This is a genomic window from Brevundimonas sp., assembly GCF_032055285.1.
In the GTDB taxonomy this organism is placed as follows: domain Bacteria; phylum Pseudomonadota; class Alphaproteobacteria; order Caulobacterales; family Caulobacteraceae; genus Brevundimonas.
The window spans coordinates 105,832-129,815 of sequence record NZ_DAMBRE010000006.1 but is presented as its reverse complement, the minus strand read 5'-3'; the positions used below and the strand labels follow the sequence as shown (position 1 = coordinate 129,815).

The window sequence follows — 23,984 nt, the reverse complement described above, 5'->3', positions numbered from 1 at the left end:
TCTGTCTCTGGATTGGGGTAGAAGTCGGGCGATTGCAACGAGGCCGCCCTTCATGACCGCCGACGCGCCCACCGATTCCCCCGTCGTCCTGATCAATATCTTCAAGTGCGACGCGCGCCGTCAGGACGAGTTGATCGAGCATCTGACGGCCCTGGCCCAGGTGCAGCGCGCCCTGCCCGGCTTCGTCTCGGGCACCCTGCATCGCGGCCTAAACGGACGTGTCGTCGCCAATCACGCCGTCTGGGCCAGCGCCACGGACTGGAAGGTCATGACCCGCCACCCCCAGGTGGTGACCGCCATGGAGCCCATCCTGGCCATCGCCACCTTCGAGCCGCACCTCTATGAGCCCGGCGAGGTCGTCGAGGCTTAACCGGCCCGCCAGACCTCGGCCCGGGCGCCCGCCTCGCCCAGGGTCGCCGCCACCCAGCCGCAGATTTCCGCCGCAGCCGCCTCGGCGCCCGACGGCGGGTTGATCACCGTCATGGTGCAGCCGTTCATCTTCATCGGATTGTTCAACGGGCGCAGGCGCGCCTCGGCCACCAAAACCCGGCCGACCCTGGCCTCCTCCAAGCGGCGGATGAAGCCGTCGAAGGTCTCCATGTCCTTCAAGGGGGTCCAGACCGCCACCGTCGCCGTGCGGTCGTGGCGCAGGATGGCCGCAGCCGTCTCGGCCGAGCGGACGTAGTCGTCGGGCCGTTCGAACGGCGGATCGATCAGGATCAGCGGCCCCTTGGTCGTTCGCGCCGCCTTCAGCGCCTCGACATAGCCGTCGCCCGCGCGTCCCTCGGCGGCGGGCCAATCACTCAGCGCCTCGGCCAGCATCTCCTGCACCGGCGGATGGAACTCGAAGCCCAGGTAGCGGTCGCCGTCACGCAGCGCCCGCGCGATCAGCAACGGCGAGCCCGGATAGAAGCGCGCCCCGCCGTCGGGGTTCAGCGCCGCGACCTCGGCCGCCAGGGCCTCGATCAGCGGCGGACGATCCTCAGCGGTCATCAGCCGCGCCACGCCCGCCTCGGCTTCTTTCGACCGCGCGCCGTCGCCCGACAGGTCATAGAGGCCCGCGCCCGCATGGGTGTCGAGGACCGTGACCGCCCCCCTCTCCTGCCGCTCCTTCAGCAGCCACAGGACCAGGGCGTGCTTGACCAGGTCGGCGAAGTTTCCAGCGTGAAAGCTGTGACGATAGTTCATGCCCGCTCCGTCCCCCGGTCCGGGCGCGGGGTCAAGTCGAGAACCTTCGGCCGCGCATGTTCGTCCCCCGTGGGGTGGTCGATTGGAGAAGTAACAGACCAATGTTATTTATATGGCGACTGCGCCCGAAACTGGAGCGATCGCATGACCCTGTCGAACACCTTCCTGCGCCTTGCCGTCGTGGCCGCCTTGGTCGGCATGATCTGGGGCAATGTCATGGGCGCGACCCATGATCATTCGACCAGCAGCGCCCACGCCCACCTGAACCTGCTGGGTTGGGTGTCGATGTCGATCTACGGCCTGTTCTATCGCGTCGTGCCGCAGGCGGGGCATGGTCGGCTGGCCTGGGCGCATTTCTGGGTCGCCGTCACCGGCGTGATCCTGATGGTCCCCAGCCTTCCCCTCGTGCTGATCCAGTATCAACCCGCCCTGGCCCTGGCCGGGCCCGTTCTGGCCCTGGCCGGCCTGACGATCCTTCTCGGCATGGCGCTGTTTGCGATCATCGTCTTCCGCGCCACCGGCCCCCGCTCAGCCCCGGCCTGACAGGAAAAAGCCCCCTGCCTTGCGGTCAGGGGGCCTTCGTTTCACGCCTCAGAGCCGGATCAGTCGGCCCAGTTCAGGACGACCTTGCCCGACTGGCCGGACTTCATGGCCTCGAAGCCCTGCTGGAAGTCCTGATAGGGCATCTGGTGGGTGATCAGCGGCGAGAGGTCCAGACCGGCCTTCAGCAGGCCCAGCATCTTGCGCCAGGTGGTGAACATCTCGCGGCCATAGACGCCCTTGATGGTCAGGGCCTTGAGGATGATCGTGCCCCAGTCCGTCTCCATCGGCTTGGACGGAATACCCAGCAGGGCCATGCCGCCGCCCATGATCAGGGTGTCGACGCACTGCTTGAAGGCGACGGGCGAACCCGACATCTCCAGCGCCACGTCGAAGCCGACCTTGAGGCCCAGTTCGTGCATGACATCGCGCAGGTCTTCCTTGGTGGTGTTCACCGTGCGCACGCCCGGCGCAACTTTTTGTGCAAGTTCCAGGCGGAAGTCGTTGATATCAGTCAGGACCACGGTGCGAGCGCCCGCATGGCGCGCCACGGCGGCGGCCATCATGCCGATGGGGCCGGCGCCGGTGACCAGAACGTCCTCGCCCAGCAGGTCGAACTGCTGCGCCGTGTGCACGGCGTTGCCGAACGGGTCGAGGATCGAGCCGATCTCATAGGGCACGTCGTCGGGCAGCTCGATGACGTTGAAGGCCGGGGCAACCACGTATTCAGCAAAGGCGCCCTGACGGTTCACGCCGATGCCGCGCGTGTCGGGGTCCAGGTGGAAGTGACCGGCGCGGGCCGCTTCGGAGTTCAGGTCGATGACGTGACCCTCGGCCGAGACGCGCTGGCCGACCTTGAGGCGGCGATCCACGTCCTTGCCGATGGCGACGATCTCGCCCGCGAACTCATGGCCGGTGATCATCGGGACCGGCACGTTCTTCTGGGACCACTCGTCCCAGTTCCAGATGTGGATATCGGTGCCGCAAACGGCGGTGCGGTGCACCTTGATCAGCACGTCCTCGTCGCCCGCGACGGGGATCGGCGCTTCGATCAGTTCCAGCCCCTCGGCCGGTTTGGTCTTGGCCAGGGCCTTCATGGTGGCGGTCATGGTGGGAGCTCCCTTTACTCAGATGCAGCCGCTAGGCCGCCTTGGCGACGACCGCAAGCGGATCATTCGAAAGGCGGCGGAAATCAGGAAATCGCCATCATGGCGCAAAGGGAAAATGCCTTGTTTTGGCACAGCCGAATCAGTTAGCCAGCCGCCAGATACCGGGGATCGACGGCGGGGTTGTCTCGACGCGATTTCGGACCCAACAAGCGAAAACTCATGAAGAAGATAATCGCCGCCGCCGTCATCGCGGCCGCCCTGTCGACGGCCGTGTCGAGCGCCCTCGCCGGCACCCTGGTCAATCCGACCGTGACGCTTTCGAACAGCGGGCTGTCGCAGCCGACGGCGATCACCGCAACGCACACGACGGCGACGGACGTTCCCGCCAACCACTTCATCCTGCGGTTCCAACTGCCCGCTGACTTCACGGACATCATCGTCGCCAACCAGTTCAGCTGCACCGGCGTCACGCTGAAAATCGACGGCGCCCCCCAAACCTTTGGCGGCTTCGACCCCTGCGGCTTGACCCTGGGCGGCTTTGTCTATGTTCGGGCGCCCGCGCTGGTCCCTTCTGGCAGTGATGTTGAAGTGCAACTGGCGTCCACCTTCTACCGCACGCCCGCCACGCCCGGCGTGAAGACCTTCACCCTGTTCCAGACCGCCAACGGCGCCGGCAACACAATCGATGAGGCCTCCCCCATGCCCAGCGTCACCATCAACGCCCCCGCAGCGGTCCCCACCATGACGGAATGGGCCATGATCCTGCTGACGGCGGCCCTGGGCGGTTTCGCCGCCTTGACCATTCAGCGTCGCCGCCGCACGGTCTGACCCGATCAGACGATGGCAGGGGCGGGCCGTCGCGGTCCGCCCCTTTCCAATTCTACATTCCCGCTGAGAGGCGACGACGCCGAACCATGCCGCGCTTTTTCAAGTCTCCCGCCGTCCAGTATCTGGGCCTGTTCGCCCTGCTGGCCGTCACCCTGTTCAGCGTCCTGGCCACGCCCTGGGCCGAGCGGCTGTTCGTCCAGCCCTTCACCCAGCTGCTGGTCGACATCTGCGCCTTCGTGCTCGCGCCGTTTGACCCCCGCGTTCAGGCCCAGGGCGACATCCTGCGCTTTGCCGACGGGCACGGCGCGGTTCAGGTGCTGGCGGGTTGCAATGCGGTCGAGGTCTGCGCCCTGCTGATCGCCGCCATCCTGGCCTTCCCCGGCAGGCTGCGCGACGGCCTGATCGGGGCCGCCGTCGGCGTGTTCGCGCTGCAAGCGGTCAACCTGCTGCGGATCATCAGCCTGCTGTATCTGTCGCGCGGCTCTGAATCGATGTTCGAGTTCTTCCACCACTATGTGTGGGACGCCATGATCGGCCTGGAGGGCCTGCTGGTCTTCTTCTTCTGGACCCGTTGGCAGAGCCGCCAACCGGGCAGCGCGCCCAAGACCGTCTCCGAGGAAGCCGCCTGATGACCGCCTGGTTCGACACCCTCGGCGCCCGGACGCCGGAAGAGGCCGCGCGTCGTCGCTTCGGCCTGTGGTCGCTGGGCCTGTTCGTGCTGGTCCTGCCGCTCTGGTGGCTGTGGGGCGCGGACCTGTTCGCAACGGCCCTGCGCCCGCTGGCGGGTCTGGTGTTCCGCCTCTTCGGCCTGTCGGGCGAGATCGCGGTGCTGGCGGACGGAGGCTGGCGCGTCGGCACGCACCTGACCAGCGGCGGCGTCCCCGTGTCCTACGACGTGCCCCATACCTCGCTCCGCAGGCTGCTGCTGGGCTTCCCCCTGGCCCTAGCCTTCCTGACCGCGCCGCCGCGCACGCCGAACCCGCTCAAGGCGGCGGTCGTGACCGTGGTGGTTCTGACGCTGCTGTTCATCCTGTCGCTGGTCAGCCTGATCTGGGGCGATCTGGCGGCGCAGCTGAACCCTGCCCTGGCCCCACCCAGCGCAGGCGTGCGGCAGGCTCTGGATCAACCGGCCCTGCATCCCGTCATGGCGCAGATCGCCATCATCGGCCGCTATATCGGCATGTCGGTCGCGCCGCTGGTCGCCGCGGTCGTGCTGTGGGCCGCGCTCAATCCGGCCGGCCGGTCGGTCATTATGGCCGACGACAGCCTGAAGTCGTAGGTTTGTTGGGGGTCAGATGACCCCCAACTCCTTGCCCGCCTGGGTGAAGGCCGCGACGGCGGCGTCGATCTGCTCGAACGTATGCGCCGCCGACATCTGGGTGCGGATGCGGGCTTGGCCGCGCGGCACCACCGGGAAGCTGAACCCGATGACATAGACGCCCAGTTCGAGCATCCGCGCCGCCATGTCCTGCGCCAGCTTGGCGTCGCCCAGCATGACCGGAATGATGGGGTGCTCGCCCGGCTGCAGGGTGAAGCCCGCCGCCGTCATGGCCGAGCGGAAGCGCGCGGCGTTGGCGAACAGCTGGGCGCGCAGGGCGTCGCCCTCCTCGCCCGCAGCGATGCGGATGGCCTCCAGCGACGAGCCGCAGACGGCGGGGGCCAAGGCGTTGGAGAAGAGATAGGGCCGCGCGCGTTGCTTCAGAAGGGCCACGACATTGGCCTTGGCGCAGATGAAGCCGCCCATGGCGCCGCCCAGGGCCTTGCCGAAGGTGCCGGTGACAAAGTCGACCTCGACCTCGTTCCAGGCATAGGAACCGCGCCCCTTCTCGCCCAGGAAGCCGGTGGCGTGGCAGTCGTCGACCATGATCAGGGCGCCGTACTGGTCGGCCAGGGCGCGGATGTCCTTCAGCTTGGCGATGTAGCCGTCCATCGAGAAGGCGCCGTCCGTGGCGATGATGATCTCGCGTGCGCCGTCGGCCCGGGCCTGCTTCAGTTGGGCCTCCAGGTCGGCCATGTCCGAGGTGGCGAAGCGATAACGTTTGGCCTTGCACAGGCGCACGCCGTCGATGATGGAGGCGTGGTTCAGGCTGTCCGAGACGATAGCGTCGGCCTCGGTGAAGAGGGGCTCGAAGATGCCGCCGTTGGCGTCGAAGGCGGCGGCGAACAGGATGGTGTCTTCAAAGCCAAGGTAGTCGGCGATGGCGCGCTCCAACTCCTTGTGAATCTCCAGCGTGCCGCAGATGAAGCGGACCGAGGCCGTGCCCGCGCCCCACTTCTCCATCGCCTTGACGCCCGCCTGAGTGACGCGCTCGTCGCCGGCGAGGCCAAGGTAGTTGTTGGCGCAGAAGTTCAGGACCTCGCGGCCGTTCACCGAGATCACCGGCCCCTGACGCGAGGCGATGACGCGCTCGGGCTTGGTCAGCCCCTGGGCGTCGATGTCGGCCAGTTCGGCGGAGATGCGGTCGTAGAAGGCCGTATTGGTGCTCTGGGTCATGATTTCTCCGCTACGCTGAATCCAGGTCCGTTTGAACCCCTGATTTCAGGCCGCCGGGGCAGGTCTGGCCGAGGCGTCGGCCACCGGTCGGAACGGCCCGACGCGAACCTGCTTTCCGCATGGCGTCAGGGTCAGCGGCAGGCTGACCGCAACCGTGTCGCCGGGCGCGGTCAGACGCAGGATCTTGGCCTCGGGGCAGGTCTTCTCGCCCTCGGCTTCATGCGGCACCACGTTCCAGGCCAGGTCGAAATAGGCCTTGGACCGGGGCGCCAGCGAAACCGGCGTCGGGGCCGCGCCTTGCGCGAAGTAGTTGCCCGGCTCCTGCACCGCCTTGACGGCGTTCAGGGTGCGGTCGCCTGCATCGGCGAGGGTCAAGGTCGGATAGCCGGTCAGGCTGCAGGTCTGGGCCCCGGTGTTCTGCACGGCGAGGACCGTCACGCGATTGCCCATGCCCGCGTCGCCGCCCTCGACCGACAGCCGCAGATTGGCGCCGACGCACGGCGCCTCTGGCGTCGGCGCCAGGGCCGGGACCGGGCGGCTGCAACGCTCGATGATCGTCCCGCCCGTCTGATCGTTCGCCGCCAGCCGGCTGAGGGTTCCGCTTTCCTGCCCGTTGCGGCTGGCGGTCCACCATTCCAGACCCTGCCCGGCGTAGCGCGCGCCGCTGGCCGAGACCGCGCTGGTCAGGACATAGTCGCGCCCGTCGTAGGACACCCGCGCCGTCTCCGTGTCAGGGTAGGTCGCGGTGACGACCTTGCCGCTTTCGCAAGCGTAGCCGACGGCGGCGACGGTCTGGGTGGTCGGCGCCTCGATCGGTGATGTGGGCGCGGGCGGCGTTTCCTGCGAACAGGCGGCCACGGCCAGGCCGAGACAGGACAAGAGTGCGACTGCGGAACGGGTCATGGGCATCTCTCTGGGTGAGTCCGATCCCAACGCCGCATCCGCCCAAAGGCTCCGCTTGCAAAGAAATCGAGCGAAGCGGTTGCACGGTGATACACTATAACATATCAAGTTCGCGACATTGTAACGGGGATGCGTGCCTTGCGACTTCAAACCTTCCTGCTGACCGCCGCCGGGGCCGCCGCCCTCTCAACGTCCGCCTTCGCGGCGGATGAAGTGATCCAGACCGCCCATCAGGACGAGCCGACCGAGATCGCCGACGTGGTGGTGCGCGCCCTGCCCCTGGGCCGCGCCGGCGATGACGTGGGCTCGCACGTCGCCCTGCTGAGCGGCGACGAACTGGTTCACCGCCGTCAATCGACGCTGGGCGACACCCTCAGCGGCATTCCCGGCGTCAACTCCGACACCTTCGGCGGCGGCGCAAGCCGTCCGGTGGTGCGCGGTCAGGCCGCCCCGCGCGTCAAGGTGCTGAGCGAAGGCGCGGGCCTGATGGATGCCTCCGAGGTTTCCCCCGACCACGCCATTTCCGGCGAGCCCCTGCTGCTGGAAGGCATCGAGATCCTGCGCGGCCCGTCGGCCCTGCTGTATGGCGGCGGCGCCATCGGCGGCGCGGTCAACCTGCTGGACAAGAAGATCCCCACCCGCGTCCCGGCCAACGGCGGTGAAGGCGTGGTCGAATACCGTCGCGGCTCGGTCGACAACGAGGAGGCCGGGGTGGTCGGCGCCACGGTGGGCGCCGGAAACTTCGCCGTCCGCATCGAGGCGGCGGCGCGCAAGGCCGACGACTACAAGGTGCCTGACTGGGACGAGGCGCGTCTGGACGGCTCCTACAACGAGACCTCGACGGCGACGCTGGGCGCCTCATACATCGGCTCGCGCGGCTATCTGGGCGCGGCCTATACCGAGCAGACCAGCCGCTATGGGTTGGCCGGTCACACCCATGAATACGAAGGCTGCCACCCGCACGGCGACCACCTGCATTGCGGCGGTCACGACGATCACGACCACGACGGTCACGATCACGAGGAAGGCGAGGAGCACGATCACGACCACGGCGTGCCCGAGGTCCGACTGAAGAGCCGCCGGTTCGATCTGCGCGGCGAACTGCGTGATCCCCTGCCCGGCATCGAGAACGTGCGCCTGCGTGCCGGCTACACCGACTATCAGCATCAGGAGCTGGAAGAAGGCGTCGTCTCGACCACCTTCACCAACGAGGGCTACGACGGTCGCATCGAGGCCCAGCATCGCGAGATCGCCGGCTTCAAGGGCGTGATCGGCCTGCAACTGAGCAAGAGCGACTTCGCCGCCGTGGGCGAGGAAAGCTTCCTGGCCCCCAGCACGACCAAGAACACCGGCCTGTTCGTGATGGAAGAGTACGAACTGGGCGACTGGCATCTGGAAGGCGCCGTGCGTCAGGAGTGGCAAGAGGCCTCGGCCCTGGGCCTGGCCGACACCGAGCACAAGCCCTTCTCGATCTCGGGTTCGGCGGTCTGGCACTTCATGCCCGGCTGGACCGGCGCCGTGTCGCTGTCACGCTCGCAGCGCGCCCCCTCAGCCCAGGAACTCTATGCCGACGGCGTCCACCTGGCGACCAACACCTATGAGATGGGCGACAGCAGCCTGGATGTCGAAACGGCCAATGCGCTGGAACTGACCCTGCGCAAGACGGCGGGGTCCACCACCGCCTCGGTCAGCGCCTATCACTACATCTATGATGACTACATCTTCGCCCGGACGCTGGACCAGTTCGAGGACTTCCGCCTGATCCAGTACAGCCAGGCCGACGCCACCTTCACCGGCATCGAGGGCGAGGTGCGCCAGCAGCTGACGCCCTGGCTGTCGGCCACGGTGTTCGGCGACTATGTGCGCGGCGAGCTCAAGGGCGACGGCGGCAACCTGCCCCGCATCCCGGCCGCCCGCGTCGGCGTCCGCGCCGAGGCCTTCGCCGGACCCTGGTCAGGCGACGTCGAATACAGCCGCACCTTCAAGCAGAACGACATCGCCGCCTTCGAAAGCGAGACGCCGGGCTACAACATGGTCAACGCCACGGTGGCCTATGATGTCGAGCTGGCCGGGGTGAAGTCACAGGTCTTCCTGCGCGGCGCCAACCTGCTGGACGAGCTGGCGTTGAACCACGCCTCTTTCCTGGCCGAGACCGCGCCGCAGCGAGGCCGCAACCTGGTGGTGGGGGTCCGCGCCCGCTTCTGACTTCATCAGAGCTGGAAAAAAGAAGAGGCGGCGTGCGACGGACGCCGCCCCTTCGTTCGTTAGACCACTGTCGAGCCTGCCGTGACATTTCCGCGTCATTACAGGCTGTTAATCTGACGGAGCCCAAGTCGCCATTATTCGGCGCACATCGGTCTCCAAGCAGGTCGACGCTCAAGCTTTCGGTCTAGCCAGGACTCCTCATGTCGCCCGTCGTTCTGCTTCTTGCTCTTGCCTCGCTCGATCCCAATGCGGACACGGCGACGACAGCGCCCGTTGCGGCGCCGCAGACCCAGACGCCTGCGGTCCCTGCCATCAACGAGCAGGAAGCCTATGACCTGGGCGAGATCCAGGCTGTCTCGACCAAACGCCGTGGGGCGGCGCTCGGCGACTATGAGCCCGAACTGGTGCTGGATGAGGAACAGCTGAAGGCCTATGGCGCCAGCAGCATCCAGGAGCTGATGACCCTGCTGGAGCCGGTGACGCGCAGTTCGCGCGGCGGCTCGCCGGTCTTCCTGGTCAACGGCCGCCGCATCTCGGGCTTTCAGGAAATCCGAGGAATTCCGCCCGAGGCCATCGAACGCACCGAAATCCTTCCCGAGGAAACCGCCCTCTCCTACGGCTACAGCGCCGACCAGCGGGTGGTGAACTTCGTCCTCAAGGCCAACTTCCGTTCGCTGACCATGCAGGCCAGCGCCCGCCGCCCGGACGAGGGCGGCCGCACGGTCAGCGATCTGGAAAGCAACATCCTGCGCATCGCCGGCAAGCAGCGCACGACGCTGGACCTTGAGTACGAGAACGACACCCCCCTGTTCGAGACCGAGCGCGACATCCAGCGCGAGAACGGCGATCCCACCGCCTACCGCACCCTGCTGGCCAAACAGGAACAGGCGTCGGTCGCCGGTTCGGTAGTGCGCGACCTGAACGACACCACCGCCCTGACGCTGAGCGCCAACCTGGAGGACACCTCGCGGCTGTCCTATCAGGGATTGCCGAGCGTCCAACTAGCCCTGCCGCCGTCCAGCATCTCGGAGCAACTGTATCTGAACGCGCCGGACGCCCTGTCGCGCACCACCGACACCCTCGCGGGCAAGGTCGGGGCCCTGGTGGACGGCTATCTGGGCGACTGGCGCTGGACGCTGACGGGCGGCTATGACCGCACCGAGACCAAGACCCGCACCGGGCGCGGCCTGGATCAGCAGAGCCTGCAGGCCGGGGTGACGGCGGGCGCGATCGATCCGTTCGGCGACGCGGACCTGCTGCCGCGCCTTCCCTTCGACACCGCACGATCCGTGTCCAGCAGCGGCAACCTCGAAGGCGTCATCAACGGCACCGCCTGGGAGGCTCCGGCCGGCGCCCTGACCTCGACCTTCAAGGTCGGCTTCGACACCCAGACGCTGGATTCCGAGAGCGTGCGCTCGGGCGTCTTCTCGGAACGTTCGCTGTCGCGCGACCGGACCAGCGCCTCGGGCAACTTCAACCTGCCGATCGCCAGCCGCGACCGCGAGGTCCTGGGCGTGCTCGGCGACCTGTCCGCCAACCTGAACCTGGCCTATCAGGACCTGTCCGACTTTGGCGGCCTGAGCGCCTATACCCTGGGCCTCAACTGGTCGCCCTGGACGCCCATCAACTTCAACGTCAGCTGGAGCGATGAGCAGAACGCCCCGTCGATGTCGCAGTTGAATGACCCGACCATCTCGACCCCCAATGTGCCGGTCTATGACTTCGCCACCGGCCAGTCGGTCAACATCACCCGCATCGAGGGCGGCAACGCCGGCCTGTCCGAGGAAACCAAGCGCATCCTGAAGCTGGGCTTCAACTTCACGCCGCTGAAGGACAAGGACCTGCGCCTGACGGCTAACTACAGCCGCACCGAGGTCGAGGGCTCCATCGCCGCCTTCCCGACCATCACGCCCGAACTGGAAGCCGCCCTGCCCGAGCGCTTCACGCGGGACCTGGACGGCAATCTGCTGTCGATCGACGCCCGGCCGCTGAACTTCCAGAAGGCCGAGCAGCAGGAAATTCGCTGGGGCCTGAACTTCTCGACCCCGTTCGGCAAGCCCGACCCGGCGGCGGCGGCGCGGATGGGCCAACGCGGCCCCGGCGGTGCGGGCGGCGCACGCCCGGGCGGCGGCGCTTCTGCCCCCGGCGGCGCTCCGGTCGTGATGCGCATGGAAGGCGGCCCGCCCCCCGGCGGCGGCGCGGGCGGCCCTCCGCCTGGCGGCGGCATGCGGATGCAGATGGGCGGCGGACGCGGCAATCGCGGCCCGGCCATGCAACCCGGCCAGGGCCGTTTCAACGTCTCGCTGTACCACACCTATCGCATCCAGGATGAGATCACGATCCGCGACGGCCTGCCGGTGCTGGACCTGCTGGACGGCGCCGCCACGGGCTCGCGCGGCGGTCAGTCGCGCAACGAGGTCCAGTTCCAGATGGGCGTCTTCAAGAGCGGCATGGGCGGCTTCCTGAACGCCAACTGGAAGGAGTCCACGCGGATCAACGGCGGCGACGACGCCAGCGACCTGAGCTTCTCGGACCTGACGACGGTGAACCTGAACCTGTTCGCCGACCTGTCGTCGCGTCAGACCTGGGTGGCGAAATATCCGTGGCTGAAAGGCGCGCGGGTCAGCGTCGGCATCGACAACATCTTCGACCAGAAGCTGGATGTCAGGAACGGCCTGGGCGAGACGCCGCTGTCCTATCAGCCCGACTATCTGGACCCGCTGGGCCGGACCTTCCGGGTCAGCCTGCGCAAGATCCTGTTCTAAGAAAAAGGCCCGGTCATCGACCGGGCCTTTTGACTTCAGTGCGCCTCTTTCGGCGTTTCCATCAGCTCGATCAGGACGCCGCCCATCTCCTTGGGATGCAGGAAGACGACCGGGGTGCCGTGGGCGCCGATGCGGGGCTCGCCCGTGCCCAGGATGGTCACGCCCTTGGCGCGCATCTGGGCGATGGCGTCGTGGATGTCGGCCACTTCAAAGCAGACGTGGTGCTGGCCGCCCTTGGGGTTCTTGGCCAGGAAGCCGGTGATCGGGCTGGTCTCGTCATAGGGCTCGATCAGTTCGATCTGGGCCGTGGGCGTGTCGATGAAGCAGACCTTCACCCCCTGGGCCGGCAGGTCGAACGGCTCGCCGATCTTCGTCGCGCCCAGAATGTCGCGATACAGCTTGATCGAGTCCGCGATCGAGGGCGTCGCCACGCCGACGTGGTTCAGGTTGCCGATCATCACTTGGTCTCCGCAGGCGCGGGCTGGGCGTAGCCCAGACGCAGGTTCAGCTTTTCAATCAGGTCCGCCGCCGTGTCGGCGATGACCGAGCCGGGCGGATAGACGGCCGCCGCGCCCATATCGAGCAGGGGCTGGACGTCCGACGGCGGGATGACGCCGCCGACCACGATCATGATGTCCTCGCGGCCCAGCCTGGCCAGTTCGGCGCGCAATTCGGGCACGAGGGTCAGGTGGCCCGCCGCCAGCGACGAGGCGCCGACCGCGTGGACGTTCTTTTCGACCGCGTCGCGCGCCGCCTCGGCGGGGGTCTGGAACAGCGAACCGGCGGTGACGTCGAAGCCGATGTCGCCATAGCCGGTGGCGACGACCTTCTGGCCCCGGTCGTGGCCGTCCTGACCCAGCTTGGCGATCAGGATGCGCGGCGGGCCGCCGTCGTTCTCGACGAAGGTCGCCACCATGTCGCGGGCGCGGGTGACCTTGGGATCATTGCCCGCCTCCTTGCCATAGACGCCCGAGACGGTCTTCACCGTGGCGATATGGCGACCGAAGGCGGCCTCCAGCGCGTCGGAGATCTCGCCCACCGTGGCCTTGGCGCGGGCGGCCTGAACCGCCAGCTCCAGCAGGTTGGCGTTACCGCGCGCCCCGGCGGTCAGGGCTTCCAGCGCGGCGTCGGTCGCGGCCTGATCACGCTCGGCGCGCAGCTTCTTCAGCTTGTCGATCTGGGCGCTGAGGACGGCGGCGTTGTCGACCTTCAGCATCGGAATGTCGTCGGGCGTATCGTTCAGATAGCGGTTCACGCCGACCACGGTCTGTTTGCCGGTGTCGATGCGGGCCTGGGTCTTGGCCGCCGCCTCTTCGATGCGCAACTTGGGAATGCCGGCCTCGATGGCCTTGGCCATGCCGCCCGCCGCCTCGACCTCGTCCATCAGGGCGCGCGCCCGGTTGGCCAGATCATGCGTCAGCCGCTCGACGTAGAAGCTGCCGCCCCAGGGATCGATAGTGCGGGTCAGGCCCGTCTCCATCTGCAGCAGGATCTGGGTGTTGCGTGCGATCCGGGCCGAGAAGTCGGTCGGCAGGGCCAGGGCTTCGTCCAGGGCGTTGGTGTGCAGGCTCTGGGTCTGACCGCCCGCCGCCGCCATGGCCTCGACCATGGTGCGCGAGACGTTGTTGAACACGTCCTGCGCCGCGAGGCTCCAGCCCGAGGTCTGGCAGTGGGTGCGCAGCGACAGGGACCGCTGGTCCTTGGGCGAGAACTTCTCGGCGACCTTTTCGGCCCACAACAGGCGGCCGGCCCGCATCTTGGCCACCTCCATGAAGTAGTTCATGCCGATGGCCCAGAAGAAGGACAGGCGCGGCGCGAAGCGGTCCACGTCCATGCCCGCGTCGACGCCGGCCTTGATGTATTCCAGACCGTCCGACAGCGTATAGGCCAGCTCGATCTCGGCCGAGGCCCCGGCCTCCTGCATGTGGTAACCGGAGATGGAGATGGAGTTGAACTTCGGCGTCTCCTGCGCGGTCCAGGCGAAGATGTCCGAGATGATCCGCATCGAGGGCGTTGGCGGATAGATGTAGGTGTTGCGGACCATGAACTCCTTCAGAATGTCGTTCTGAATGGTTCCGGTCAGGGCCGCGTGCGGCACGCCCTGCTCTTCCGCCGCGACGACATAGAGAGCCAGGATCGGCAGGACGGCGCCGTTCATGGTCATGGACACCGACATCTGATCCAGCGGGATGCCGTCGAACAGGGTCCGCATGTCCAGAATACTGTCGATGGCCACGCCGGCCATGCCGACATCGCCCTTCACCCGCGGGTGGTCGCTGTCATAGCCCCGGTGCGTGGCCAGGTCGAAGGCGATCGACAGGCCCTTCTGACCCGCCGCTAGGTTGCGCCGATAGAAGGCGTTGGACTCCTCGGCTGTCGAGAAGCCCGCGTACTGGCGGATCGTCCACGGATTGCCCGCGTACATAGTCGGATAGGGCCCGCGCATATAGGGGGCGAAACCCGGCAGGCCGTGAATGGCGTCGAGGCCTTCTAGCGCTTCGGGACCATAGGCGGTTTCCACCGTCAGACCCTCGGGCGTCAGCCAGGGATCGCGCACCGGACCGGCGCCGGTCGTGCTCAGGTCGAGATCGACCTCGGAGAAGTCGGGGAAGATGCTCACAGCTGCTGCCCTCCTCGGGACAACAGCTCTAACTTTAGCTGTTGCAGCCGTTGTTCATTCTGGCTTGTCCAATGACCCTGCGGGGCCGAATTCTCGACGATCTTAGAAATACCGAACCATCCAGCCAGTGCGATTGGGGCCAAGAGCAACAGCAGCCATTCAGGAGCGGAATCCCCTGGGAACATCAGCGCAATAGAGAGGCAAATGATGATTGCAGCAGCGAGATACGCAATCACGGCGACCTTTTGAGGAAAGGAAGCACGGCGTTTTTGGCTCTCCATCATCCCTACTTCAAACTTGAGCTCTTCGAAGGTCATTGGCTCGCCTCCTCGGACGCAACTTCAAAGGGCGCAGCGAACCGCACAGGGGCCAGGGCGCCGGCGCGCACCGGAACATAGGCCGGATCAGCCGTCTCGACCGGGGCCGGGCGCGGATCGGGATCGACGTATTTGGTCACGCCGACCATGTGCCGGGCGCCGTCCTTGAGCGCGGCCTCCAGCTGACCACGCGCGCGTTCGACGCGGGGCTGGATCAGGTGGTGCTTCAGGGCGTCGACCACGCCGCCTTCGGCTTCGATGGACTGGAACTCCTTCCAGCCCGCCTCGGCCAGATCGCGGGTGCGGCTGTCGAGGAACCAGGAGCCGGCGGCGGGATCATCGACCCGGCCCAGATTGGCCTCTTCCATCAGCACCAGCTGGGTGTTGCGGGCCTGACGGCGGGCGAAGGCGTCGGGACGGCCCTCGGCGCGGGTGAAGCCGTCCAGCACCACCACGTCGGCGCCGCCGACAGCCCCGGCGAAGCCGGCGGCGGTCAGGCGCAGCAGGTTCGGCCAGGGATCGCGCGCCGACAGCATCCGCCGCGACGAGCGCGCCTCGATGATGGCGGGGATCTCATGGCCAAAGGCCTTGCTGACGCTGGCCCAGATCAGGCGCATGGCCCGAACCTTGGCCAGGGCGTCGAAATATTCGGCGTCCACCGAGACGCCCAGAACCACGCCCTTCAGCGCCTGTTCGGTCGTCAGACCAGCCAGAACGGCGGCCTTCACATAGGCCACGGCGCTGGCGGCGGCGAAGGCCAGTTCCTGACCCGCCGAACCGCCAGCTTCATGCACCACGCGGCCCGAGGCGAGGAAGAGCCTGGCCTCGGGATAGGTCGGGGCCAGCCGCGCGGCGGCCTCAGCCGCTTCGGTCACGGCGGCGTCGATGTCACCTTCAGCCGTCTCGGCGTAGGCCGAGATCGGGTCGAGGTGGAACTGCAGCTGGGCGCGGGGCGAACCTTTGGCCACAGCCGACAGGGCCTCAGCGGCCTTCATACCGTCAAAGCCCGCGTCCAGCGCCACCGGCGCCAGCTCCAAAGCCACGCCGTCGAGGGCGGCGGCCAGCGCCGCCTCGTCGGTCGTGAACGCCCCCTTCAGCACCACCGAAGCGGCGCCGTTTTCAAGGTCGGTCAGGACGGCGGCGTTGATCGCCGCCGCCTCGTCGCCCTCGACCAGGGTGCGCAGGTCCCACGCCCGCCCCTCGGCATCCGTGGTGCGCGGCGCGCGCAGCGCCTGCACCCCGGTTGCGTCGGCATAGAGCGGCCGGACGATCAGGCCGTCGGCGTCGAGGTGCAGCAGGCTTTCTATCGCCCGCCCCTTCAGCGCCTTCTCGGCCTGTTCCCGCCACTCCAGCGGGCTCGGCGTGGGAAAGGTCGTCATTTACGCAAACTCCACCAGGACGTCGTCGGCGGCGACCGGATCGCCGGCCTTGGCGCCGATCGCCTTCACCACGCCGTCACGCTCGGCCTTGAGGATGTTCTGCATCTTCATGGCTTCGATGATGGCGACGGTCTCGCCCGACTTGACCTCCTGGCCGACGCTCACGGGGATGTCGACGACCAGACCCGGCATGGGCGACAGCACCAGTTTCGAGGTGTCGGCGGCGACCTTTTCAGGCAGGCGCTGATACATGTCGGCGGCGCGGGGCGTCAGGACGCGAACCCGCGCCCTGGCCGCCCGGTGGCGGATGTCGAAGCCGTCCGGCGCGCGCTTCACCTCGGCGGTGAAGGGCTCGTCGTCCAGAACCGCACGGAACTGCGCCATGCCCGGACGCCAGTCGATCTCCGACAGGGTCAGGTCGCGCTCGTCCAGCGAGATGACCAGATCCTCGGCCTCGTCGTACGACAGCGACACCGCGTGGGCTTCGCGGTCGATCAGGACGGTCCAGTCGGTGCGTTCCGACGGATCGCCGGCCTGCTCGGCCAGAACCTCGTTCATCGCCGCGGCCACGGTGATGAAGATGTCCTTCTGCGCCTCGCTGGGTTCCAGACCGCGGAAGCCCTCGGGGAACTCGTCCTTGATGTAGCTGGTCGACAGTTGGCCGGACTTGAAGCGCTCCTGATCCATCACCGCCGACAGGAAGGGCACGTTATGGCCCAGACCCGACAGGTGGGTGTCTTCCAGCGCGCGGGCCATGCCCTCGACGGCGGCGTCGCGCGTCTCGCCCCAGGCGCACAGCTTGGCGATCATGGGGTCGTAGAACATGCTGATCTCGTCGCCCTCGCGAACGCCGGAATCGTTGCGGACCGTATAGTCGCCCTGATCACCCTCTTCCGGCTGCTCATAGCGCACCAGACGGCCGATCGACGGCAGGAAGCCGCGATAGGGGTCCTCGGCGTAGATGCGGCTTTCGATGGCCCAGCCGTTGATCGACAGGTCGTCCTGCTTGAAGCCCATGGTCTCGCCCGCCGCCGAACGGATCATCTGTTCGACCAGATCGACGCCGGTGATCAGCTCCGTCACCGGATGCTCGACCTGCAGACGGGTGTTCATTTCCAGGAAGTAGAAGCTGCGGTCCTGCCCGGCCACGAACTCGACCGTGCCGGCGCTGTCGTAGTTGACGGCGCGGGCCAGAGCCACGGCCTGATCGCCCATGGCCTTGCGCGTCGCGTCGTCCAGCAGGGGCGACGGCGCCTCTTCGATGACCTTCTGGTTGCGACGCTGGATCGAGCATTCGCGGTCGAACAGCGAGACGATGTTGCCGTGCTTGTCGCCCAGCACCTGAATCTCGATGTGGCGCGGATTGACGATGAACTTCTCGAGGAAGACCCGGTCGTCGCCGAACGCGGTCAGGGCCTCGGCCTTCACTGCGGCGAAACCCTCGGCCATGTCGGCGTCGGAATGGGCGACGCGGATGCCCTTGCCGCCGCCGCCGGCGCTGGCCTTGATCATGACCGGATAGCCGATCTCGCCCGCGATCTTCACCGCCTCTTCGGTCGATTCAATCAGGCCCATGTGCCCCGGCACGGTCGAGACGCCCGCTTCAGCTGCGAACTTCTTGGACGTGATCTTGTCGCCCATGGCCTCGATGGCGTGCGGGTTCGGGCCGATGAAGGTGATGCCCTCGGCCTCCAGACGACGCGCAAAGACCGGGTTTTCCGACAGGAAGCCGAAGCCGGGGTGAACCGCCTCGGCGCCCGACTGGCGCACCGCGTCCACGATCTTGTCCTGGATCAGATAGGACTGGGCGGCGGGCGACGGCCCAATGTGGATGGTCTCGTCGGCCATCTCGCAGGCCAGCGAACCGGCGTCGGCGTCCGAATAAACGAGCACCGTCTTGATGCCCATCTTGCGGCAGGTCTTGATGATGCGAACCGCGATCTCGCCCCGGTTGGCGATGAGGATTTTGGAGAACATTTCAACCCTATTCGCTAGCTTTGTTCGGCTGCGGATGAATTATTTTGAAAGGCTACAGAAGTGCAGCTTCTATAAAACTCGGAACCCAAAGAGGTGATAAACCAAGCATTGTAGTCTAAGACTACATTTCCCGACTCCACCCCCTCGCACCTCACTTCACCGATCAACGACATGCTGTGCAGAAGCTCAAAAGTCAGAGATCCATGCACTTTCTCAAGGTTCATCACCATTCCTGATATATCATCGTCGGCGGTCTGAATGCCAACATCCTCCATCCGTTCGCCAACATGGATGTAGGAGATATGCGATCCTGGATACTCATTCGTACGAATGAATTCGACAGCCAGCTTATCGGTGTCGAAATGGCGATATCGTTGGAGAAAATGTTCGGCCGATGATCGATTAAGCTCAAATCGTGCGAATTCGATGTCATCGCGCCAGCTGCCTTCGATTGATGGATCTATTCTTCCTTCGGTAGCGATGGCGTGAAGCAGCCTCGCTTCCTTACCCGTTATGTCTTTCAATATTCGAGTAAAATGGAGATGTTTTGAGTCGTATTCGCTTGATGCATCTGCAAGAAGCTTGGCCCACATGCTACACATTACATCATCGTCACCGTCTTCCAGAGACGAAGATTCGATGTACGGAAGCAAAAATTTCATGGGCGGGGGAGCAATAAAGCTCACCCCATCAGGCCCGAACTGCTTTGCTTTCGTCAGGATTTTTTGAAGCGACTTAAGTCTGTGATATTTGACCTTGTCGGCAAGATACTCTCCTACCTCTCGGAAGCTTGGTCCGAAAAGGTCGTCGAGAGCGGAAATGACGCCCTTTTCAGATTCCGATCCAACGGCGATGAGCGAACTTCCGGTCATAGCGGAATGTTGTCGTGCTTCTTCCAGGGATTTTCCTGGGTCTTGTTCTTCAGCGTCTTCAGGGCCTTGATCAGGCGACGGCGGGTGCCGTGGGGCATGATGACGTCGTCGATGTAGCCGAGGCCCGCTGCCACGAAGGGGTTGGCGAAGCGTTCCTTGTATTCGGCCTCGCGCGCCGCCAGGGCCTCGGGGTCGCCGGCCTCCTTGCGGAAGATGATCTCGACCGCGCCCTTGGCGCCCATGACCGCGATCTCGGCGGTGGGCCAGGCGTAGTTGACGTCGCCGCGCAGGTGCTTGGAGCTCATGACGTCATAGGCGCCGCCATAGGCCTTGCGCGTGATGACCGTCAGCTTGGGCACGGTGGCCTCGGCATAGGCGAACAGCAGCTTGGCGCCGTGCTTGATCAGGGCGCCGTACTCCTGCTTGGTGCCCGGCATGAAGCCCGGCACGTCCACCAGGGTCACCAGCGGGATGTGGAAGGCATCGCAGAAGCGGACGAAGCGCGCGGCCTTGCGACTGCTGTCGATGTCCAGAACGCCCGCCAGCACCTGGGGCTGGTTGGCGACGATGCCGACGGTCTGGCCGTCGAGGCGGCCGAAGCCGCAGACGATATTCTTGGCGAAGTCGGCGCCGATCTCGAAGAAGTCGGCCTCGTCGACCGTCTTCAGGATCAGCTCCTTCATGTCATAGGGCTGGTTCGGATTGGTCGGGACCAGGGTGTCCAGCGAGGCCTCGTCGCGATCCGCCTCGTCATAGCTGTCGCGAACCGGGGGCTTTTCACGGTTCGACAGGGGCAGGAAGCCGATCAGGCGACGGACTTCGGACAGGGCCTCCAGATCATTCTCGAAGGCGCCGTCGGCGACACCCGACTTGCCGGCGTGGACGCGGGCGCCGCCCAGGTCCTCGTGGCTGACGACCTCGTTGGTGACGGTCTTCACCACGTCCGGGCCGGTCACATACATGTAGGACGTGTCCTTCACCATGAAGATGAAGTCGGTGATGGCGGGCGAATAGACGTCGCCGCCCGCGCACGGGCCCATGATGACCGAAATCTGCGGGATGACGCCCGACGCCAGGGTGTTCTGCAGGAATATGTCGGCGTAACCGGCGAGCGATTCCACGCCCTCCTGAATACGGGCGCCGCCCGCATCGAACAGGCCGATGATCGGCGCGCCGGCCGTCAGGGCCATCTTCTGGATCTTGACGATCTTGGCCGCGTGGGCGCCCGACAGCGAGCCGCCGAAGACAGTGAAGTCCTTCGAGAAGACATAGACCAGACGACCGCCGATGGTGCCGCGCCCGGTGACGACGCCGTCGCCGGGAATGCGCTGCGCGTCCATGCCGAAGTCGTGGCTGCGATGCTCGACGAACATGTCGGTCTCTTCGAAGCTGCCTTCGTCCAGCAGGACTTCGATGCGTTCGCGCGCGGTCAGCTTGCCCTTGGCGTGCTGAGAGGCGATGCGCTTTTCGCCACCGCCCAATCTGGCGGCGGCGCGACGGCGCTCAAGTTCCTCGAGGATGGCCTGGCTCATGGTTTGGGCGACTCCCTGAAATCTTTCGTGATCACCAAGCCGCTTCGTTGCAAAAAGGCAATCGCAACTTTGCAAAAGGGGCGTAAGTGCATAAGCTTGCCAAGGCCGATGGGCTATTTTGCAAAGTTGCGATGGCGGAAAAACTCTATCTCGGGGCCAAGGTGCGCAAGCTGCGCGAGGCGCGCGGCTGGACGCTGGAAGCCTGCGCCGGGCGACTGGCCCTGTCGCCCAGCTACCTGTCGCAGATCGAGACCAATCAACGCCCGGCGACGGCGCGGGTTCTGATCGCCCTGACGCGGGCCTTCGACGTGGACGCCAGCCTGTTCGACCTGGACGGCGACGCCCGCCTGATCGCCGACCTGCGCGAAGCCGTCACCGATGTGGCCGGTCACGCCGAGGCCCCCTCGCCCGCCGAACTGAAGCAGGCCGTGACCACCACGCCGCGGCTGGCGCGACAGTTCCTGGCCCTGCATCAGGACTATCGCCGCCTCGACGAGCGGCTGAAGACCCTGAACGAGACCCTGGGGCGGGACGAGCGGGCGCAAGGCTCCCCCGCCCTGCCCTATGAAGCGGTGCGCGACTTCTTCCACTATCGCGACAACTACATCGACGTTCTGGATCAGGCGGCGGAGGCTCTGGCCGAACAGCTGGGCCTCGGCGCGGGCGGCCACCCGGAACGGGATCTGGAGGCGGCGCTGAACGACCTGTGCGGGGTGCGTCTGGCCACCGGCGAAGGGCGCGGGGCTATGCGGCGCTTCGATCCCACGGCGCGCATCCTCTATATCGACGCCAGCCTGCCCGGCGCGACGCGCTCCTTCCTGATGGCGCACCAGCTGGTCTTGCTGCGTTTCCACGACCTGATCGAGCACGAGCTGGACCGGGCGGCCTTCGACATTCCCGCCGCGCGCGACGTCTGCCGGGTCGGTCTGGCCAACTATGCGGCGGGGGCTCTGTTGCTGCCCTATCGTCGCTTCCTCGAGGCCGCGCGCGAGCTGCGTCACGACGTGGACCGGCTGCGCAACCGCTTTCACGTCAGCTTCGAGCAGGTCTGCCACCGGCTCAGCACGCTTCAGCGCCCCGGCTGGCGCGGCGTGCCCTTCTACTTCGCGCGGGTGGACATGGCCGGGAACATCACCAAGCGGCACAGCGCCACGCGGTTCCAGTTCGCCCGCTTCGGCGGCGCCTGCCCCCTGTGGAACGTGCATGAGGCCTTTGGCGCGCCGGATCGCATCCTGGTCAACCTGTCGGAGATGCCCGACGGGTCGCGCTACATCTGCATGGCCAAGAGCGTGTCCAAGCCGGGCGGCTCGTACCTCGAACCCGACCGCCGCTACGCGCTCGGCCTCGGCTGCGAGATCGAGCATGCCGATCAGCTGGTTTACGCTGCGGGGCTCGATCTGAACGGTCCGCCGACACGCATGGGCGTCAGCTGCCGCATCTGCGAGCGCACCGACTGCGCCCAGCGGGCCTTCCCGCCCATCGACCGGACTTTGCGGGTGCCAGACCATGAGCGGGGAGTCATTCCCTATACTCTTACCTGATCCTTCTCCCGATGGGAGAAGGTGCCCCGTAGGGGCGGATGAGGGTCGGCGGCCGAAGTCGGCGCAAGTCGTCGAAAAACGGCTGACGCCGACGGACAGGTCGAACCCTCACCCTTTCGCCTTGGCGGATCGCCTGCGGCTCTCCGAGGCTCAAGCCCTCTCCCATCGGGAGAGGGGAAAGCTTACCCCATCGTCGGGATGACGAAGGAGCTGTCTGCATGCTCCAGCTCGCTGTCGGGCCAGCGGGCCGTGACCGTCTTGGTCTTGGTCCAGAAGCGCAGACCTTCCATGCCGTGCTGGTTGATGTCGCCGAAGGCCGAACGCTTCCAGCCGCCGAACGAGTGATAGGCCACCGGCACCGGGATCGGCACGTTGATGCCGACCATGCCGACGTTGACGCGGGCGGCGAAGTCGCGGGCCGCGCGGCCGTTCTGGGTGAAGATGGCGACGCCGTTGCCGTACTGGTGCTTGCTGGGCAGGCTCAGGGCCTCCTCGAAGCTGGCGGCGCGCATGATCTGCAGCACCGGGCCGAAGATCTCTTCCTTGTAGGATTCCATCTCGGGCTTCACATGGTCGAACAGCGACGGGCCGATGAAGAAGCCCTTCTCGTGGCCCTGCAGGCTGAAGTCGCGGCCGTCGACGACCAGCTCGGCGCCTTCCTCGACGCCCTTGTTGATCCAGCCTAGGACCTTGTCCTTGTGGGTCTGGGTGACGACCGGGCCGTAGTGGGCCTCGGCGTCGGTCGAGACGCCGACGCGCAGGTTGGGGATTTCCGAAACCAGACGCTCGCGCAGTTCGTCGGCGGTGCGCTGACCGACCGGCACCACCACCGGCAGGGCCATGCAGCGTTCGCCGGCCGAGCCGTAGGCTGCGCCGGTCAGGTCCTTGATCACCTGATCCATGTCGGCGTCGGGCAGGACGATGCCGTGGTTCTTGGCGCCGCCCATGGCCTGGACGCGTTTCCCGTGCTGGGCGCCCATCTGATAGACGTAGTGGGCGATGTCGGACGAGCCGACGAAGCTGACGGCGTGGATGTCGGGGTGGGTCAGGATGGCGTCGACCGCCACCTTGTCGCCGTGGACGACGTTCAGCACGCCCTTGGGCGCGCCGGCTTCCATCATCAGTTCGCCCAGACGCACCGGCAGCGACGGGTCACGCTCGGACGGCTTCAGGATAAAGGTGTTGCCGGCGGCGATCGCCATGCCGAACATCCACATCGGGATCATGCCTGGGAAGTTGAACGGGGTGATGCCCGCCACCACGCCCAGGGGCTGACGCATGGAATAGACGTCGATGCCGGGGCCGGCGCCTTGCGTGTATTCGCCCTTCAGGGCGTGGGGGATGCCACAGGCGAACTCGATGACCTCAAGGCCGCGCTGGATGTCGCCCTTGGAGTCAGCAATGACCTTGCCGTGCTCCGAGGACAGCAGCTCGGCCAGCTCGTTCATGTTGGCCTCGACCAGGCGCTTGAACTCGAACATGACGCGGGCGCGGCGCTGCGGGTTGGTGCTGGACCAGCCCTCGAACGCGGCCTGGGCGGCTTGAATCGCGCGGTCAATCTCGGCGACGGTGGCCAGCTGGACGCGGGCCTGAACCTCGCCGGTGTTGGGGTTGAACACGTCGCCGAAACGGCCCGATGCGCCGTCGAAGGCCGCACCGTCGATGAAGTGGCGAATGTCGCGCATGAAGGCGTTTCCCTGTGATGTCGTTGTTC

The 23,984-nt window shown here is 66.3% G+C and carries 20 protein-coding genes; 8 read left to right on the top strand and 12 right to left on the bottom strand.

Translation table 11 applies throughout. The features are described from left to right. The first annotated feature begins 52 nt into the window (after positions 1-52). Positions 53-370 (top strand): antibiotic biosynthesis monooxygenase, encoded by a 318-nt coding sequence (locus tag RTY13_RS14100; RefSeq protein WP_312784313.1) that lies wholly within the window; start codon positions 53-55, stop codon positions 368-370. Here the strand turns inward: RTY13_RS14100 and rlmJ are convergent. Further along, positions 367-1,188: a 23S rRNA (adenine(2030)-N(6))-methyltransferase RlmJ gene (gene rlmJ, locus RTY13_RS14095; RefSeq protein WP_312784311.1), complete on the bottom strand. Its 822-nt coding sequence runs from the start codon at positions 1,186-1,188 to the stop codon at positions 367-369. The genes RTY13_RS14100 and rlmJ overlap by 4 nt on opposite strands. A 144-nt stretch (positions 1,189-1,332) precedes the next feature. Between rlmJ and RTY13_RS14090 the strand changes: the two genes are divergently transcribed. Continuing rightward, positions 1,333-1,731, top strand: a complete 399-nt coding sequence (locus tag RTY13_RS14090; RefSeq protein ID WP_312784310.1) for a hypothetical protein — start codon at positions 1,333-1,335, stop codon at positions 1,729-1,731. Between the two features lie 59 nt (positions 1,732-1,790). On the opposite strand, the gene tdh is transcribed toward RTY13_RS14090, so the two are convergent. Then, positions 1,791-2,825, bottom strand: coding sequence for an L-threonine 3-dehydrogenase (gene tdh, locus RTY13_RS14085; RefSeq protein WP_409450317.1), 1,035 nt, complete (start codon positions 2,823-2,825; stop codon positions 1,791-1,793). A gap of 231 nt (positions 2,826-3,056) precedes the next feature. On the opposite strand from tdh, the gene RTY13_RS14080 reads away from it, so the two are divergent. The 3 genes from RTY13_RS14080 (at position 3,057) to RTY13_RS14070 (ending at position 4,944) form a co-directional block, all read left to right on the top strand. Next, positions 3,057-3,665: an IPTL-CTERM sorting domain-containing protein gene (locus RTY13_RS14080; protein ID WP_312784306.1), complete on the top strand. Its 609-nt coding sequence runs from the start codon at positions 3,057-3,059 to the stop codon at positions 3,663-3,665. 86 nt (positions 3,666-3,751) lie between these two features. Further along, positions 3,752-4,294 carry an exosortase H gene (xrtH, locus tag RTY13_RS14075; protein ID WP_312784304.1) on the top strand — a complete coding sequence of 181 codons (543 nt, stop codon included), beginning with the start codon at positions 3,752-3,754 and terminating at the stop codon, positions 4,292-4,294. Then, a complete protein-coding gene (locus tag RTY13_RS14070) occupies positions 4,294-4,944 on the top strand; it encodes an exosortase H-associated membrane protein (RefSeq protein WP_312784302.1) in 651 nt (216 codons plus the stop codon). Before xrtH ends, RTY13_RS14070 begins: the two co-directional genes overlap by 1 nt. 12 nt (positions 4,945-4,956) lie before the next feature. Here the strand turns inward: RTY13_RS14070 and RTY13_RS14065 are convergent, their stop codons facing one another. Next, entirely contained in the window at positions 4,957-6,159 is a 1,203-nt protein-coding gene (locus RTY13_RS14065) for a glycine C-acetyltransferase (protein WP_312784300.1), read from the bottom strand. A 45-nt stretch (positions 6,160-6,204) separates the two neighbouring features. Next, a complete protein-coding gene (locus tag RTY13_RS14060) occupies positions 6,205-7,062 on the bottom strand; it encodes a DUF4232 domain-containing protein (protein WP_312784299.1) in 858 nt (285 codons plus the stop codon). Positions 7,063-7,191: 129 nt separating this feature from the next. Here RTY13_RS14060 and RTY13_RS14055 point away from each other — a divergent pair, with 129 nt between their 5' ends. Then, positions 7,192-9,267: a TonB-dependent receptor domain-containing protein gene (locus RTY13_RS14055; protein ID WP_312784298.1), complete on the top strand. Its 2,076-nt coding sequence runs from the start codon at positions 7,192-7,194 to the stop codon at positions 9,265-9,267. 200 nt (positions 9,268-9,467) lie between these two features. After that, positions 9,468-12,032: a TonB-dependent receptor gene (locus tag RTY13_RS14050; RefSeq protein WP_312784297.1), complete on the top strand. Its 2,565-nt coding sequence runs from the start codon at positions 9,468-9,470 to the stop codon at positions 12,030-12,032. Positions 12,033-12,067: 35 nt separating this feature from the next. Here the strand turns inward: RTY13_RS14050 and mce are convergent, their stop codons facing one another. From mce to RTY13_RS14015, 7 genes are read right to left on the bottom strand one after another with little or no spacing between them, the layout of a single operon-like run. Next, the gene (gene mce, locus RTY13_RS14045) at positions 12,068-12,490 is read right to left on the bottom strand and encodes a methylmalonyl-CoA epimerase (protein ID WP_312784296.1); all 423 of its coding nucleotides are present in this window, start codon (positions 12,488-12,490) and stop codon (positions 12,068-12,070) included. Continuing rightward, positions 12,490-14,652, bottom strand: coding sequence for a methylmalonyl-CoA mutase (gene scpA, locus RTY13_RS14040; protein WP_409450315.1), 2,163 nt, complete (start codon positions 14,650-14,652; stop codon positions 12,490-12,492). Before scpA ends, mce begins: the two co-directional genes overlap by 1 nt. Next, the gene (locus RTY13_RS14035; RefSeq protein WP_312784294.1) at positions 14,649-14,969 is read right to left on the bottom strand and encodes a hypothetical protein; all 321 of its coding nucleotides are present in this window, start codon (positions 14,967-14,969) and stop codon (positions 14,649-14,651) included. Before RTY13_RS14035 ends, scpA begins: the two co-directional genes overlap by 4 nt. Beyond that, positions 14,966-16,348 carry a methylmalonyl-CoA mutase family protein gene (locus RTY13_RS14030; protein ID WP_312784292.1) on the bottom strand — a complete coding sequence of 461 codons (1,383 nt, stop codon included), beginning with the start codon at positions 16,346-16,348 and terminating at the stop codon, positions 14,966-14,968. Before RTY13_RS14030 ends, RTY13_RS14035 begins: the two co-directional genes overlap by 4 nt. Then, entirely contained in the window at positions 16,349-18,325 is a 1,977-nt protein-coding gene (locus tag RTY13_RS14025) for an acetyl/propionyl/methylcrotonyl-CoA carboxylase subunit alpha (protein WP_312784290.1), read from the bottom strand. A 14-nt stretch (positions 18,326-18,339) separates the two neighbouring features. Further along, entirely contained in the window at positions 18,340-19,197 is an 858-nt protein-coding gene (locus RTY13_RS14020; RefSeq protein WP_312784288.1) for an Abi-alpha family protein, read from the bottom strand. Beyond that, on the bottom strand, positions 19,194-20,729 hold the full coding sequence (locus RTY13_RS14015) for an acyl-CoA carboxylase subunit beta (RefSeq protein ID WP_312784285.1): 1,536 nt from the start codon (positions 20,727-20,729) through the stop codon (positions 19,194-19,196). The genes RTY13_RS14020 and RTY13_RS14015 overlap by 4 nt, the downstream gene beginning before the upstream one ends. A gap of 131 nt (positions 20,730-20,860) precedes the next feature. Here RTY13_RS14015 and RTY13_RS14010 point away from each other — a divergent pair, with 131 nt between their 5' ends. Beyond that, entirely contained in the window at positions 20,861-22,270 is a 1,410-nt protein-coding gene (locus RTY13_RS14010) for a short-chain fatty acyl-CoA regulator family protein (RefSeq protein WP_312784283.1), read from the top strand. Positions 22,271-22,452: 182 nt separating this feature from the next. Here RTY13_RS14010 and RTY13_RS14005 read toward each other — a convergent pair whose 3' ends face one another. Next, the gene (locus tag RTY13_RS14005; RefSeq protein WP_312784281.1) at positions 22,453-23,955 is read right to left on the bottom strand and encodes a CoA-acylating methylmalonate-semialdehyde dehydrogenase; all 1,503 of its coding nucleotides are present in this window, start codon (positions 23,953-23,955) and stop codon (positions 22,453-22,455) included. Positions 23,956-23,984: the final 29 nt, after the last annotated feature.

What these genes read in the sequence shown, in the direction of transcription:
- RTY13_RS14100 (WP_312784313.1), top strand. Translation starts at nt 53, where the DNA reads ATGACCGCCGACGCGCCCACCGATTCCCCCGTCGTCCTGATCAATATC.
- rlmJ (WP_312784311.1), bottom strand. Translation starts at nt 1,188, where the DNA reads ATGAACTATCGTCACAGCTTTCACGCTGGAAACTTCGCCGACCTGGTC.
- RTY13_RS14090 (WP_312784310.1), top strand. Translation starts at nt 1,333, where the DNA reads ATGACCCTGTCGAACACCTTCCTGCGCCTTGCCGTCGTGGCCGCCTTG.
- tdh (WP_409450317.1), bottom strand. Translation starts at nt 2,825, where the DNA reads ATGAAGGCCCTGGCCAAGACCAAACCGGCCGAGGGGCTGGAACTGATC.
- RTY13_RS14080 (WP_312784306.1), top strand. Translation starts at nt 3,057, where the DNA reads ATGAAGAAGATAATCGCCGCCGCCGTCATCGCGGCCGCCCTGTCGACG.
- xrtH (WP_312784304.1), top strand. Translation starts at nt 3,752, where the DNA reads ATGCCGCGCTTTTTCAAGTCTCCCGCCGTCCAGTATCTGGGCCTGTTC.
- RTY13_RS14070 (WP_312784302.1), top strand. Translation starts at nt 4,294, where the DNA reads ATGACCGCCTGGTTCGACACCCTCGGCGCCCGGACGCCGGAAGAGGCC.
- RTY13_RS14065 (WP_312784300.1), bottom strand. Translation starts at nt 6,159, where the DNA reads ATGACCCAGAGCACCAATACGGCCTTCTACGACCGCATCTCCGCCGAA.
- RTY13_RS14060 (WP_312784299.1), bottom strand. Translation starts at nt 7,062, where the DNA reads ATGACCCGTTCCGCAGTCGCACTCTTGTCCTGTCTCGGCCTGGCCGTG.
- RTY13_RS14055 (WP_312784298.1), top strand. Translation starts at nt 7,192, where the DNA reads ATGCGTGCCTTGCGACTTCAAACCTTCCTGCTGACCGCCGCCGGGGCC.
- RTY13_RS14050 (WP_312784297.1), top strand. Translation starts at nt 9,468, where the DNA reads ATGTCGCCCGTCGTTCTGCTTCTTGCTCTTGCCTCGCTCGATCCCAAT.
- mce (WP_312784296.1), bottom strand. Translation starts at nt 12,490, where the DNA reads ATGATCGGCAACCTGAACCACGTCGGCGTGGCGACGCCCTCGATCGCG.
- RTY13_RS14035 (WP_312784294.1), bottom strand. Translation starts at nt 14,969, where the DNA reads ATGACCTTCGAAGAGCTCAAGTTTGAAGTAGGGATGATGGAGAGCCAA.
- RTY13_RS14030 (WP_312784292.1), bottom strand. Translation starts at nt 16,348, where the DNA reads ATGACGACCTTTCCCACGCCGAGCCCGCTGGAGTGGCGGGAACAGGCC.
- RTY13_RS14025 (WP_312784290.1), bottom strand. Translation starts at nt 18,325, where the DNA reads ATGTTCTCCAAAATCCTCATCGCCAACCGGGGCGAGATCGCGGTTCGC.
- RTY13_RS14020 (WP_312784288.1), bottom strand. Translation starts at nt 19,197, where the DNA reads ATGACCGGAAGTTCGCTCATCGCCGTTGGATCGGAATCTGAAAAGGGC.
- RTY13_RS14015 (WP_312784285.1), bottom strand. Translation starts at nt 20,729, where the DNA reads ATGAGCCAGGCCATCCTCGAGGAACTTGAGCGCCGTCGCGCCGCCGCC.
- RTY13_RS14010 (WP_312784283.1), top strand. Translation starts at nt 20,861, where the DNA reads ATGGCGGAAAAACTCTATCTCGGGGCCAAGGTGCGCAAGCTGCGCGAG.
- RTY13_RS14005 (WP_312784281.1), bottom strand. Translation starts at nt 23,955, where the DNA reads ATGCGCGACATTCGCCACTTCATCGACGGTGCGGCCTTCGACGGCGCA.